This window comes from Nonomuraea longispora (assembly GCF_004348345.1).
GTDB lineage: Bacteria > Actinomycetota > Actinomycetes > Streptosporangiales > Streptosporangiaceae > Nonomuraea > Nonomuraea longispora.
Genome location: NZ_SMJZ01000001.1, coordinates 25031 through 37550 on the forward strand (window position 1 = coordinate 25031; position 12520 = coordinate 37550).

15 protein-coding genes and 1 pseudogene are annotated in these 12520 nt (G+C 70.9%); 11 read left to right on the forward strand and 5 right to left on the reverse strand.

Annotated elements, in window-relative coordinates; all coding sequences use genetic code 11:
* The first annotated feature begins 10 nt into the window (after positions 1-10).
* From E1267_RS00175 to E1267_RS47585, 3 genes and pseudogenes are all read left to right on the forward strand, one after another.
* Positions 11-1198, forward strand: coding sequence for a PucR family transcriptional regulator (locus tag E1267_RS00175; protein ID WP_132328366.1), 1188 nt, complete (start codon positions 11-13; stop codon positions 1196-1198).
* A 151-nt stretch (positions 1199-1349) separates the two neighbouring features.
* Positions 1350-1736, forward strand: coding sequence for a hypothetical protein (locus E1267_RS00180; protein ID WP_132328368.1), 387 nt, complete (start codon positions 1350-1352; stop codon positions 1734-1736).
* 151 nt (positions 1737-1887) lie between these two features.
* Positions 1888-2049: pseudogene (locus E1267_RS47585) on the forward strand (hypothetical protein); the annotation flags it as partial.
* Between the two features lie 101 nt (positions 2050-2150).
* On the opposite strand, the gene E1267_RS00190 reads toward E1267_RS47585, so the two are convergent.
* A complete protein-coding gene (locus E1267_RS00190) occupies positions 2151-3122 on the reverse strand; it encodes a helix-turn-helix transcriptional regulator (RefSeq protein ID WP_132328370.1) in 972 nt (323 codons plus the stop codon).
* Positions 3123-3183: 61 nt separating this feature from the next.
* Between E1267_RS00190 and E1267_RS00195 the strand changes: the two genes are divergently transcribed.
* Together E1267_RS00195 and E1267_RS00200 are read left to right on the forward strand one after the other, a co-directional pair.
* Positions 3184-3768, forward strand: coding sequence for a DinB family protein (locus E1267_RS00195; RefSeq protein ID WP_132328372.1), 585 nt, complete (start codon positions 3184-3186; stop codon positions 3766-3768).
* Entirely contained in the window at positions 3765-4226 is a 462-nt protein-coding gene (locus E1267_RS00200; RefSeq protein WP_132328374.1) for a VOC family protein, read from the forward strand. Before E1267_RS00195 ends, E1267_RS00200 begins: the two co-directional genes overlap by 4 nt.
* A gap of 21 nt (positions 4227-4247) precedes the next feature.
* On the opposite strand, the gene E1267_RS00205 is transcribed toward E1267_RS00200, so the two are convergent.
* On the reverse strand, positions 4248-4580 hold the full coding sequence (locus tag E1267_RS00205) for an STAS domain-containing protein (RefSeq protein ID WP_165959397.1): 333 nt from the start codon (positions 4578-4580) through the stop codon (positions 4248-4250).
* 340 nt (positions 4581-4920) lie between these two features.
* Here E1267_RS00205 and E1267_RS00210 point away from each other — a divergent pair, with 340 nt between their 5' ends.
* From E1267_RS00210 to E1267_RS00220, 3 genes are all read left to right on the forward strand, one after another.
* Positions 4921-5244 carry a helix-turn-helix transcriptional regulator gene (locus E1267_RS00210; protein ID WP_246063297.1) on the forward strand — a complete coding sequence of 108 codons (324 nt, stop codon included), beginning with the start codon at positions 4921-4923 and terminating at the stop codon, positions 5242-5244.
* A gap of 76 nt (positions 5245-5320) precedes the next feature.
* Entirely contained in the window at positions 5321-6391 is a 1071-nt protein-coding gene (locus E1267_RS00215; RefSeq protein WP_132328380.1) for a DUF6745 domain-containing protein, read from the forward strand.
* 10 nt (positions 6392-6401) lie between these two features.
* Positions 6402-6839, forward strand: coding sequence for a hypothetical protein (locus tag E1267_RS00220; protein ID WP_132328382.1), 438 nt, complete (start codon positions 6402-6404; stop codon positions 6837-6839).
* Between the two features lie 3 nt (positions 6840-6842).
* On the opposite strand, the gene E1267_RS00225 is transcribed toward E1267_RS00220, so the two are convergent.
* The 3 genes from E1267_RS00225 to E1267_RS00235 all read right to left on the reverse strand — a co-directional run bounded on the left by E1267_RS00225 (position 6843) and on the right by E1267_RS00235 (position 9942).
* Positions 6843-7829 (reverse strand): LLM class flavin-dependent oxidoreductase, encoded by a 987-nt coding sequence (locus E1267_RS00225; protein ID WP_132328384.1) that lies wholly within the window; start codon positions 7827-7829, stop codon positions 6843-6845.
* Between the two features lie 90 nt (positions 7830-7919).
* A complete protein-coding gene (locus tag E1267_RS00230) occupies positions 7920-9236 on the reverse strand; it encodes a glycoside hydrolase family 6 protein (RefSeq protein WP_132328386.1) in 1317 nt (438 codons plus the stop codon).
* Positions 9237-9375: 139 nt separating this feature from the next.
* Positions 9376-9942 (reverse strand): TetR/AcrR family transcriptional regulator, encoded by a 567-nt coding sequence (locus E1267_RS00235; RefSeq protein ID WP_132328388.1) that lies wholly within the window; start codon positions 9940-9942, stop codon positions 9376-9378.
* A gap of 126 nt (positions 9943-10068) precedes the next feature.
* Here E1267_RS00235 and E1267_RS00240 point away from each other — a divergent pair, with 126 nt between their 5' ends.
* From E1267_RS00240 to E1267_RS00250, 3 genes are read left to right on the forward strand one after another with little or no spacing between them, the layout of a single operon-like run.
* Complete coding sequence (locus tag E1267_RS00240; RefSeq protein ID WP_132328390.1) at positions 10069-11877, forward strand: MDR family MFS transporter; 1809 nt, start codon at positions 10069-10071, stop codon at positions 11875-11877.
* Complete coding sequence (locus E1267_RS00245; RefSeq protein WP_132328391.1) at positions 11874-12284, forward strand: hypothetical protein; 411 nt, start codon at positions 11874-11876, stop codon at positions 12282-12284. Before E1267_RS00240 ends, E1267_RS00245 begins: the two co-directional genes overlap by 4 nt.
* The gene (locus E1267_RS00250) at positions 12281-12517 is read left to right on the forward strand and encodes an SPW repeat protein (RefSeq protein WP_132328393.1); all 237 of its coding nucleotides are present in this window, start codon (positions 12281-12283) and stop codon (positions 12515-12517) included. Before E1267_RS00245 ends, E1267_RS00250 begins: the two co-directional genes overlap by 4 nt.
* Positions 12518-12520 lie beyond the last annotated feature (3 nt).

Sequence of the window (12520 nt, forward strand, 5' to 3'; positions counted from 1 at the left end):
AGAATTCATCATGGGCGGCAACCTCTTCGGCATGCTCAAAAGCCGGGTCGACGACAACGCGAGGAGAGTGGTGGACGCCTGTGTCGGCGAGATCGCCGGTTTCCAGGCGATCGAGTCCCGGGCGCGGGCGTCGATGATGGAGTTCGCGGTCGTCGTACGGCAGCGCACGGCCGAGCTGGCCGCCTCCGGCGAGCCGCTGCTGGAGACTGACCTGGCCTTCATCGAGTCGGTCGGCGAGCAGCGCGGCACGCAGGGCGTGGCGCCGGGCTGCCAGCGCGGCGCGCTGGCGTTGCACGCGGCGTTCACCATGCGGGAGATCTCCGAGGCGGCCGGGCCCGGCGACCTGACCGAGACGATGCGCATGCTCGACTGGCTGGCCCGGCAGGGCGCCCAGGCGCAGGCGGCGTACACCCGGGGCTACTTCAGAGGGTACGAGCGGTTCCTGCCGACGGCCTCGCGCGTCCACCTGCTGGCCACCATGGTGCTGCACGACGACCCCATGGCCGGCGAGCTGGCCGTCAGCCTGGGGGTTCCGGTGACCGAGCACTACCTGGTCACGGTGGTCCGGGTGGCGACGGAGCCGCCGAAGACCTGCAGGGAGGAGGTCGTGTGCACCCTGCTGCAGCGGCACCGCATGCCGTTCGGGTGGCAGGAACCGGACGAGTTCGTGGCGCTCGTGCCGAATCACGGGACACGGCCGGAGCAGCGGGCGGCGGCGGAGAGGTCGGGGCTGGAGCTGGCGCAGGCGGTCGCGGAGATCGTGGGGCGGCCGTGCTCGGTGGGCGCCGCCCATGGACGCCGCCGTGCGCTCGTCCAGGCGGCCGCGCTGGCGCGGAAGGTCAGCAGGGTGGCGCCGATCGAGCGCGTGCCGCGCAGGTCGTACGGGGTGTCCGACGTGTTCGCGGAGCTGGGCGCGGTGGAGACGCCGCAGGTGGACCAGTGGTTACGGGAGACGGCGAAGCGGCTCGGCGACGGCCCGGAGCTGGTGTCCACGCTGGACGCCTACTACCGCAACGACATGAACCGCCTGCGTACGGCCGAATCCCTGCACATCCATCCGCGCACCCTCGACTACCGGCTGCGGCGGGTGCGGGAGCTGGTGGGCATCGAGCCGGGCTCGACGCACGGCGTACGGGTGCTGAGCACGACCGTCACCCGGATGCTGGCGGGCGCGTGGACCGAGCACGGCCTGGTCTGATCCCCGGCCCTTGACATCAGTGACAAGCGTCCGCCGGTCGCCACGGCGGAGATTCGCGTGATGTGACGATGCCGGGCGCCGCCCGGATCGGCGAAGGTGTCACTGACAAGGCACGGCCGGCCGCCAGGAAACCCAGCGAGAGGTCCGACACATGGTCGTACATGCGAGAAGAACGCTCATCGGCGTGCTGGCCGCGATCGCGGCGCTGCTGTTCTCCGTCGCACTGCACACGGGTTCGGCCACCGCGGCGCCCGAACGCGGGTTCACCGACGAGTCGACCGCGGTGCTCCCGGAGGACAAGGACGGCAGGGCTTCGCTGGACGCCACGTACTCGTGCTCCCGCAGTGTGCCGATCCCGGCGTACTACGTCGACATCGACTGCTCGGTGTACAGCGGCGCGATCAGGGTCGTGGTGACCTGCAGCGACGGCTACTGGTTCGCCAGCCCGATCATCTTCGCGGGCTACCGGTTCACCGGGCGGGGCACATGCGGGCCGCCGTGGACCGTACGTACCACGGACGTCGAGACGGTGTTCTGACCGGAACCTCCGTCCCCCGGCCGCCCGGGACCACCGGGTGGCCGGGGATCACCCCTCCGGATAGAAGCCGCAGTCGACGTTCGAGCTCGGCTGCGCGGCCCAGGTGTTCGGGATCGACCGGCCGGGGCTTCCTCTCCGCTACACCTTCAACGTGTGCACGGAACGGCCGGGCCGTGCATGCACCTGGTACGCGGCGACCAGGGCGCCGCGTACGCGGCTGCTGGCCCAGCGGATCGCCACGGCCAGGGACCTGCTGGAGTCGTCGGACCTGCCGTTGGACGCGGTCGCCCGCCGCGTCGGTCTCTCTTCGGCCACCAATCTCCGCAGGCGTTTCCTCAAGGCCCTCGGCACAACGCCGGGCACCCACCGGCGGGCGTTCCGCGCCGGGCCACGGTGTGGACCAGACGCTGCGCGTCAGCCGGAAGCGCCCGCGGCGAGCAGCCTCCCGGCCAGCTCGCGGCAGCGTACGCCGAGCTCGGGAGGGTCGAGCACCTCGAAGTCGTGCCCCAGCAGGAGCACGTGCACGAGCACGAGGTCGAGGTTCGCGCCGCCGCTGAGCACCTCACACCGCTCGGCGCCGTGCGGCCGCACCACGGCCGCCGACGCCGACACCTGCGCGCGCACCGTGCCGGCCGGGGCGTGCACGAGGAAGCGCGCCTGGCGCGGGTAGACGCGGCTGGCCACGCTCTCCTGCACGTACGCCGCCGCGTCGGGCGCCGCGCGCGGGCGGAAGCGCCAGGTCCGTGCCGTCACGCCGGTCATCCGGTCGACGCGGAAGCTGCGCCAGCCGTCGCGGTCGAGGTCGTAGGCGAGGAGATACCAGCGCAGGTCGGAGGCGACCAGACGGTACGGCTCGACCCGCCGCCGTCGCAGCTCGTCGCCCGACGGGTAGTCGAAGCCGGCCTCGACCTCGTCGCGGCAGGCCCTGGCCAGCGTCATGAGCACCTCGGGGTCGACCGGCGTGCGTCCCCTGCCGAACGACTCGACCGAGCCGGAGAGCGCGCGTATCTCGTGCCGCAGCCGGGTGGGCAGCACCTGGTCGAGCTTGGTCATCGCCCGGAGCGCGGCGTCGCCGGCTCCGGCGAGCGCTCCGCCCGCGCCGGCGAGCAGCGAAACCGCGGTGGCGATGGCCTCATCGTCGTCGAACAGGAGCGGCGGCAGGTCCTGCCCGCGACCGAGCGTGTAGCCGCCGCCGACGCCCTGGGTGGCGTGCACCGGGTAACCGAGCGTACGCAGCCGCTCGACGTCGCGGCGTACGGTGCGGGGCGTGACCCCGAGGCGGTCGGCGAGCTCGGGGCCGGTCCACACCTGGCGCTGCTGCAGCAGCCCGAGCAAGGTGAGCACCCGCTCGGTCGTGCCCCGCTCGTCGGGGCTCACCACGTCCATGGTGTCCCACCCTGCCAGATAGCGGACCGATTCTGTCCGCTAGAGGGGCGACAGTGACTCCATGGACACACCAACACACGACTGGAACCGCTCACTGCGCGAGCAGGCGGAGTGGCACTGGAACCACCACCTCCGGCCGAGGCTCGACGGCCTCACCGACGAGGAATATCTCTGGTCACCGGTGCCGGACGCCTGGAGCGTGCGGCCGCGCGGCACCTCGACGGCGCCCGTACAGGCCGGCGCCGGGGACCACGCGATCGACTACGCCTTCCCCGAGCCGTCCCCCGCGCCCTTCACCACGATCGCCTGGCGGCTCGGCCACGTCATCGTCGGCGTGCTCGCCATGCGCAACGCGGCGCACTTCGACGCGCCACCGGCGTCGTACGAGACCTGGGAGTACGCGGGCGACGCGGCCACCGCGCTCGACCAGTTGGAGAACCAGTTCGACGTCTGGCTGGCCGGGGTGCGCGCCCTCGGCGAGGCCGGGCTCCTGGTCCCGGTCGGCGAGAAGGAGCCCTACCCCGACGCGCCCATGGCGGATCTGGTCCTGCACATCCACCGTGAGCTGATCCATCACATGTCCGAGGTCTGCCTGCTGCGCGACCTCTACCTGCACACGAAAGCCGCGAACGGAGCAGCCCGATGAGCCGTGAGATCCAGGTCACCTTCGACGCCCACGACCCGAAAGCCCTGTCGACCTTCTGGCGGGACGCGCTTGGTTGGGTCCACCCCGGACCGCCCGGGGTTGACCTGCCCGAGGGCGCCGATCCGCAGGCCGCGTGGGAGGACTTCCTGGAGCGCGCCGGCGTGCCCGAGGACCAGCGCAACACGGCGTCGGCCCTCGAGGACCCGGACGGGCGGGGCCCACGCGTGTTCTTCCAGCAGGTGCCGGAGGACAAGGTGGCCAAGAACCGGGTGCACCTGGACATCCGCGCGGCTCCGGGGTTGGAGGGAGCCGCGCGGATGGCCGCGCTGGAAGCCGAGTGCGACCAGCTCGTCGCGCTCGGAGCCAAGCGGGTACGCCGCCACGAACCTGACGATCTGATGAGCGCCGGGTTCATCGTGATGACCGACCCGGAAGGCAACGAGTTCTGCCTGGACTGACGCGCCCGGACGGGAACGGCGTCAGTCGAAGAGGGCCACCCCGAGCAGATCCACCAGGCGGTTCAGCTGCGGCCGCGCGTTGCGGACGACGGCCGAACCGCCTGCGGTGAAGGACTGCAGGGCTCGGACCGCCGACACGTCGGCGAAGGTGACGCCGCTGACGTCGATGATCAGATGATCGTCGATGTAGCGGGCCTCGGTCAGTGTGCGCAGGAGCTCTCCGCTGTTGCTGGAGTCGATCTCACCTATGAGGTTGATCACGGAAGGCCCGGCATTGATCGTGCAGGTGACCTGCAAAATGTGGTCCACGTACAACAGGTGCTCCGGCGTGGGCGGAGGCGCTGACAACACCATGTCACCCTCATCGGCGCACGAGGTGTCGATTGCGGTGGTGTGTCCGTCTCGGCGCACGTGCCGAGCTGGGTTAATCGGGCGGCGCGATCCGTAAGCTGGGCGCGGCTTGACGGTGTGTCTCGCGTGCGACATCGCTTCCCCCCTGATCATGACGGGCTTGCGGGCCTGGGCGGCTCGACACCTCTACGGTAAACTAGTAAGAACAATACCGGAATACCTTTTCCTCAATCAAACTTCGCACAACGACGTGCGGGTCGGCGTATGCTGCTGGTCATCTCAGATCGGGAGGAGTCTCGCAGGCATGGACAACGATGGTGCACGTCGTGCAGGGTGGACATTCTTGACCAACCACGCCCGGGTGCTCCTGGCCATCGCCGTGGACCCTCGGATGCGCGTACGTGACATCGCCGCGTCGATCGGCATCACCGAGCGCGCCGCCCAGAGCATCGTGTCCGACCTGGAAGAGGCCGGCTACATCAAGCGCAACCGGGTGGGACGCCGCAACCACTACCGCATCGAGCCCGGCGTGCCCTTCCGTCACCACACCGAGGCCGACATGCCCGTGCAGATTCTGATCGACATCTTCACCCACCGCGAGACACCCGAAGGCGGTGCGGGCTCCCCCCTCCCCTCGATGACCGAGGACCGCGGCCGGTCAGGTTAGCCGCTGGACACGACCGACGCCGATCTGTCACTATCTAACCCATGATCGTGAGAAAGGACGACGCCACCCGCATCCGGTGAGCGTCCACGTGCAGCGGGAAGCTGCCGCAATCCGCGAAACATGGCTGGGCAAGGCGCTGTCGACGCGCCCCGCCGGCCGTCCGGCCGCCGAGGCCGCCATCTCGGGCCTCTACCGCCTGATCGGCCTGCCCCCACCCCGTTTCCACTGGGTCTCCTCGCCCGCGAAGGGCCTGGCCACCGTGCCACCGGGGACCCGCGCCTGGGAGAGCATCGACCGCCTCACCGAGTGGCCCGTGCCCAGGCGGCTGTCCACGCTGGCGGCCACGCTGCGCCATGAGCTCGACGCACGGCTCAGGCCACGCGGGCGGCCGTTCGACCAGATCGTCCGCCGTACGACGTACTTCCCGCTCCAGCGCTCCGTCACCAGCACCCTCGTCCCGCCGCTGAACGCGGCGCACGAGTCGCCGGTGCACCGGCGCACCTGGTACGACACGCTCTCCGTCGCCTGGATCGCCGAGTACGATGCCCTGCGCCGGGCCGCCGGCGCGGTCTTCACCGGCGAGCAGCGCCGGCTCCTCGCCCTGTGGACGGCCGCGACCACGTCGTGCGGCTGGTGGTGGCCGAGGGAGGACACGTGCGTGGTCTCCGAGCGGCCCGTCGCCCTGCACACCGAGGTGTGGGGCGAGAACGGGGAGGTCCGTCCGCACCGGGAGGACGGCCCCGCCGTGCGGTACGCCGACGGCTGGGACCTGCACGCCTGGCACGGCATGCCGGTGCCCGCCTGGGTGATCACGGATCCGAGCGTGCGGCGCATCGCCGACGAGCCGAACGTGGAGGTCAGGCGGTGCGCGATCGAGCACATGGGCTGGCCCGCGTACGTCGACCAGGCCGGGCTGCGGCTCGTCGCGACCGCACCGGACCCCGGCAATCCCGGCTGCGAGCTGCGGCTGTACGACATGCGAGCGGGAACGAGGGTGCTCCTCGCCGTCAACGGATCACAGGAGCGCGACGGCCACCGGCGCCGCTACGGGCTGACCGTGCCGGCCTTCGACGACCCGATCGCCGCCGCCGGCTGGACCTACGGGCTGTCCGCCGAGCACTACTCCCTTCTCCAGCGCAGAACCTGAGGTGATCACCATGACTGTGACTCTGGCCACTCTGACCCGGCGTACCGGCCTCACCGTGCTCGACCACCTCGAGCAGTCGGTCCGCATCCCCGTCGTCGACGGCCTCCAGGCCCAGGGCGACCTCATCGTCATCCCGCTCACGATGCTCGCCGGCTCCGTCCGGGCCGCGCTCCACACCGCGTGGCGGCCCGTGCCGCCGGCGGGCGTCGAACTGCTGCGCGGCGAGGCCGGCGGCAACCCGCACACACTCGTCGCCGACCCCGGCACGTGCCTGTGGACGACGCAGGTGGCCGATCCGGATCATCTGGCGATCGGCATGTTCGAGGCGCGGGCCGCCGTCTACCTGCTGCATCCCGAACACGGAGGTACGGGCTGCGCGCCGGGCACGTACGTGGTGCGGCGCCAGCGCGAGCGCGAAGGCCCCAGGATGCGCCTGGTCGCCGACTGACCGTCAGGCGCGCAGGCCGTGGGCCTGGGCCAGCAGCTCGGCCGAGCGCATCCAGGCCTTCCTGTCGGGAGCGGAGAACGCGACGATCAGCTCGTCGGCCCGGGCGTGCTCGGCGAAGCGGGCGACGTAGGCCTCGACCTCGTCCGGGTCGCCGACGGCGGAGTATTTCGCCATCTGCACGAGCTGCTGCCCGGCCGGCGACTCCAGGATCATGTCGGCCTCCTCCTGCGTGAACGTGCGCCCCCGCCCGAGGAACCTGGTCACCCTGAGCCGCTTGGACTCCAGGAACTGCTCCTCGGCCTCCTCCTTCGTCTTGGCGGCGATCACGTTGAGCGCCGCGATGACGTACGGCCGGTCGAGCTGCGCGGACGGCTTGAAGTCGCGCCGGTAGACGGCCACGGCCTCCTCCAGCGCGGTGGGTGCGAAGTGCGAGGCGAACGCGTACGGCAGCCCGAGCGCCGCCGCGAGCTGCGCCCCGAACAGGGAGGAGCCGAGGATGTAGAGCGGCACGTCGGTGCCCTTGCCCGGGGTGGCGTCGACGCCGGGAATGCGCGACTCGCCCGTCAGATAGCCCTGCAGTTCGAGCACGTCCTGCGGGAACGAGTCTGCGGAGGCGGGGCTGCGGCGCAGGGCCCGCATGGTCTGCTGGTCGCTGCCCGGAGCCCGGCCGAGGCCGAGGTCGATGCGGCCGGGGTGGAGGGTCTCCAAGGTGCCGAACTGCTCGGCGATGGTCAGCGGCGCGTGGTTGGGGAGCATGACGCCGCCCGCGCCGAGGCGGATGGTGCTGGTGTGCGCGGCGACGTGAGCGATCAGCACGCTGGTCGCCGAGGAGGCGATGCTCGGCATGTTGTGGTGCTCGGCGTACCAGACGCGTGTGTAACCGAGCTCCTCCGCACGCTGGGCGAGGGCGACGCTGGCGGTGAAGCTGTCGCGCGCCGTCTCGCCCTCACCGATGTGGGCCAGATCAAGGATGGACAGCGGCAGAGCCATGAGTACGCGCCTTTCGAGGAGTGCGGATGGCTCTGTGCAACATCGTATGAAGCGCGGATATTTCGCCGGGCCCCACGGGCCCGGCGATGATCACGAGGCGGTGCAGGTGAGGGTGGACGGGGTGCCGTTCCGACCGCTGTGAGCGGCGAGGAAGCCGAATGTGGTGCTGCCGCCCGCCGCCACGGCACCGTTCCAGCCGAGGTTGGTCACGGAGACGGAGCCGCCGCCGGACAGGGTGCCGTTCCAGAGCTGCGAGATCGTCTGCCCGTCGGGGAACGTCCAGCCGACCTGCCAGCCGCCGATCGGGGACGAGCCCGTGTTCGTGACGGTGACCTCGCCCTGGAAGCCGCCCTGCCACGCGCTCGTCACCTTGTACGCCGCCGTGCAGCCGCCGTTGCCGGGCGTCGGCGTGACGGTCGGCGTGACCGTGGGCGTGACGGTCGGCGAGGGCGCGGCCATGGCCAGGTCGTACGCACGCTGCGGCACGAACTGCCCGGCGGCGGCGATGCACCCGTCGGCCTCGCCGGGCGGCTTGACCCACAGATAGGCGGCGATCGCGGCGTCGCCCGTGTCCGTGGTGCTCCAGATGCCCGTGGCGCGGCCGGGCGGGTCGCACCACTCGCTGCCGGAAGGGCCGTTGCCGTTGCGGCTGGTGTCGATGACCGCCTTGAGCCCGGACACGCCGGTCGCCGCGATCACGCTCTTCGCGTACGACACCAGGCCGGGCGTCGAGCGGTAGTTCGAGGTGTTGACCGCGATGCCGTCGGCGCTGCCGGCCACGTCGGCGCCGTTCAGCCTGGAGGCCGCCTCCGAGGCGGACAGCCAGGCGTCGTGTCCGACGTCGAAGTAGACCTCGGCCTGCGACGACGTGGCCCTGAACGTCCTGCCCGCGTACGCCATGGAGGCCTGGACCTCGGCCTGTTCCGAGCCGTTCATGCAGTTGGACATGATGGCCAGCGCGTCGGGCTCCAGCACGATGGTCGCGGGCCGGCCGCCGAGCCCGGCGGCGATCTCGTCGATCCAGCCGCGGTAGGCGGCGTGGTCGGGGGCGCCGCCGGCGCTGGGGCCGCCGCAGTCGCGGTTCGGCATGGCGTACACGACCATGATGGGGATCTTGCCCGCGGCGGCTGCCGCGCCGACGTACGCGTCGACCTGACCGCGCACGGTCGAGGGGTTGTACGTCGCGAACCACCTGCCCTGCGGCACGGCGGCGATGCGGTCCCTGATCACGGTGGTACGGCTGTCGTCGGGGTTGGCGGCCACCCATTTGGCGGCGTTCGTCTGGGGATCGACGTAGAAAGCGGAGTCGGCGGCCCTGGCCGTGGAGGAGGACAGGACGACCGCTCCTGCCGCGACCGTGGCGGCCGCGGCGAGGAGCACCGCCAGCAGGGGTTTCCTGCGAGACATGGGTTTTACTCCGTCCGTCATGTGGGAGCGCTCCCACCGGCACCCCGGATCGTAGGTAGCCGTCACCTCCCGCACCAAGACATCGGATCGATCACCACGGCATAATCCCAGGCCAGAGGAGCTGCGGAAGCTGAAACTTTCAGCCGGCCAGGCACGCCTCGAAGACCGCGGTGAGGCGGTCGACATCGGCCGGCGTGGGGTCCTGTGGGCCGAGGCGACGGCGGGTGGCTCCGATGCCGAGGAAGACCGCCGTGGCCATGCGGGCCCTGACCTGCGCGTCGGGGCCGTGGAGCTGCTCGGCGATGGGGTTGAGCACGGCGGTGATGAGCCGCTCACGAGCCAGGGACCGCACCTCGGGGTGGGCCGCGGAACGTTCGAGCGCCCGCAGGATCGGGTTGTCGGGCGGCCGTCGCATCCGCTCGGCGGCATATTCGGCCAGCCGGCGCGGCAGGGCGTCGGCACCATCCTCGAACAGCTTGCTGAGCGTCGGCTCGCCCTGCAGAACGGCGGCGAACAGCCCGGCCTTGGAACCGAAGTAGCGGCCCACCAGGGCGACGTTGGCGTCGGCCGCCGCGGCGATCATGCGTACGGTCACCGTCTCGTAGCCCTGCTCGCCGAACAGCGTGCGCGCCGCCTGCAGAATGCGCTCGCGCGTCGCCTCACGGTCGCGCGGCCTGGCTCCCGCCTCCGTTGCCTGGGCGTCCATACCAGAACTCTAGTCACCGCAGCCTCCACCTGCGGCTGCGCGCCGCCACCCCCTCCTTGCCGCACGGCTAGTAAACAGGCGTATACTCCGTTGGGTCAGGACTGTATTCAGGGGGGATGTGGTGTCTTGGTAGCCCAGGCACATACGGCGGCCCCCACGAAACGGCAGTACACTCACCGCGAAATCCTCGAGGTCATGTCGGGGCTGATGCTCGCGATGCTCACGTCGATGATCTCGACTTCCGTGGTGGGCACCGCGCTGCCGACGATCGTGGGGGAACTCGGCGGTCAGGACCAGTATTCGTGGGTCGCGAGCGCGACCATGCTGACGATGACGGTCTCCACGCCGTTGTGGGGCAAGCTGTCCGACCTGTTCGGCCGCAAGCTGCTCTTCCAGACCGCTCTGGGGTTGTTCGTCGCCGCGTCGGTCGTCGCCGGGATGTCCCAGGACATGGGGCAGCTCATCGCGGCGCGGGCCGCGCAGGGGCTCGGTGTCGGCGGCCTGTCGGCGCTGTCGCAGGTGATCCTCGGGGACATCGTCTCGCCCCGCGAACGCGGCCGCTACTCCGGCTACATGGGGGCGGTCTTCGGGATCTCCACGGTCGCGGGCCCGCTGCTCGGCGGGTTCATCGTGGACGCCGACTGGCTGGGCTGGCGCTGGTGCTTCTACGTGGTCGTGCCGTTCGCCGTGGTGTCCTTCCTGGTGATCCAGAAGGTGCTCAAGCTGCCGGTCGCCAAGCGGGACACCTCGATCGACATCTGGGGCGCGACGACCATCACGGCCAGCGCGAGCGCGCTCATGCTGCTCCTGACGCTCGGGGGCAACGAGTTCGAGTGGAACTCGGTGTGGACCTACTTCCTCGCCGCGATCGCCCTGCTCATGCTGGCGCTCGCCGTGTTGTCCGAGCGGACCGCGCGCGACCCGATCCTGCCGCCGCGGTTGTTCCGCAACCGTACGTTCGTGCTCACCAGCCTCGCCTCGCTGTTCGTCGGCATGGCGATGTTCGGCGCGATGATCTACCTGCCGCAGTATCTGCAGATCGTGAAGGGCCTCAGCCCGACCGACTCGGGTCTGATGACGCTGCCCATGGTGGCGGCTCTGTTCGTGTCCGGCGTGGTCTCCGGGAAGATCGTCACCACGACCGGCAGATGGAAATTCTTCCCCGTCGCGGGCCTGCTGGTCGTGGCCGCCGGTCTGCTCCTGCTGTCCAGGCTCCACGTCGACTCCAGCCAGTGGCTCATCGGGTTCGACGTGGCGGTCCTGGGCACCGGGCTCGGCATGTCCATGCAGATGCTGATCCTGGCCGCCCAGAACGGCTCCGAGCCGCGGGACATGGCCTCCACCACGGCGGGCGTCTCGTTCTTCCGCTCGCTGGGCGGCGCCGTCGGCGTGGCCGCGTTCGGCGCGATCCTGACCAACCGGCTCAGGGACGAGATGGCCGAGATGTTGCGGGCCGCGAACATCGCGCTGCCCGGCGGCTCCGACGTCAAGCTCGGCAGCCCCGACGCCATCCAGCAGTTGCCCGGACCGATCAAGCACATCGTGCTGGAGTCGTTCACGCGCGGTCTGGAAACCGTGTTCATGGTGGGCGTGCCCATCGCCCTGCTCGGGTTCGTGGCCACGATCTTCCTCAAGGAGCTGCCCCTGCGCGGGTCGGCCATGGTGGCGCCGCCCGAGCCCAAGCCGCTCGGCAAGGACGACCTGGTGCTGGCCGGGCTGCTGCTTGAGCTCGTGGCCCAGCGCGTCGAGCGGGCGAACGGCGAGCGCTCCGCGCTGCTCACCGCCGTCGCCAGGATGGCGCCGCCGGACGGCCGCAGCGAACACGAACGGGCCAGGTCGGTCGCCCAGGACGTGCTGCGGCCCACCTCGCGCGCGCTGATCGCGCAGGCCGCGCCACCGCAGAAAGACCTTGTAACGGGAGGACCCTCGCAATGATTCGCAAGTTTGTCGGCGCCGTCACGGCCTCACTGGCCGCTCTGGCCGGGTTGTGGCTGATGGTCGCGCCTTTCGCCCTCGGCACGCAGGCGGAGACCGGCGACTGGACGGACACCACCCGATCCGAGTTCTTCACCGGGCTCGGCGTGGCCGTCGTGGGGGCCGCGGGGACGATCGCGTTCGCACTGGCCATCCACGCGGACCTGGTGGCGCGCGGCCTGGTCGAGGTGAAGCGGCGCGAACCCGAGCCGTCGCCGGAACCGGTGCCGGCCGCCGCGCCGCAGACGTCGTCCGCGGAGCTGGCCACCCTGCTCGCCCCGCTCGTCGAGGCGCTGCGCGAGGACCTCAACAACAACCCGCGCCCGAACGGCAAGGGTTCCCCGGTGGGAGTGGAGGAGAACCGTTGAAGGCCAAGCTGGGCGTATCCGCCCTCGTCCTGTTGTTCCTCGGCGGCCTGTGGCTCGTCGCGGCCCCGTTCGTGGTCGGCTACCAGCCCCGCGGCGCGGCCTACGTGGACGCGACCGTCAACGACCTGTGGATCGGCGGCTCGATCGCCATGCTCTCGTTCGCGTCCCTCGTGATCTACGCTGCGGACGCGCTGCGCGAGCTGTCCCGCCGCGGCAAGCACGCCGACACCTGACGA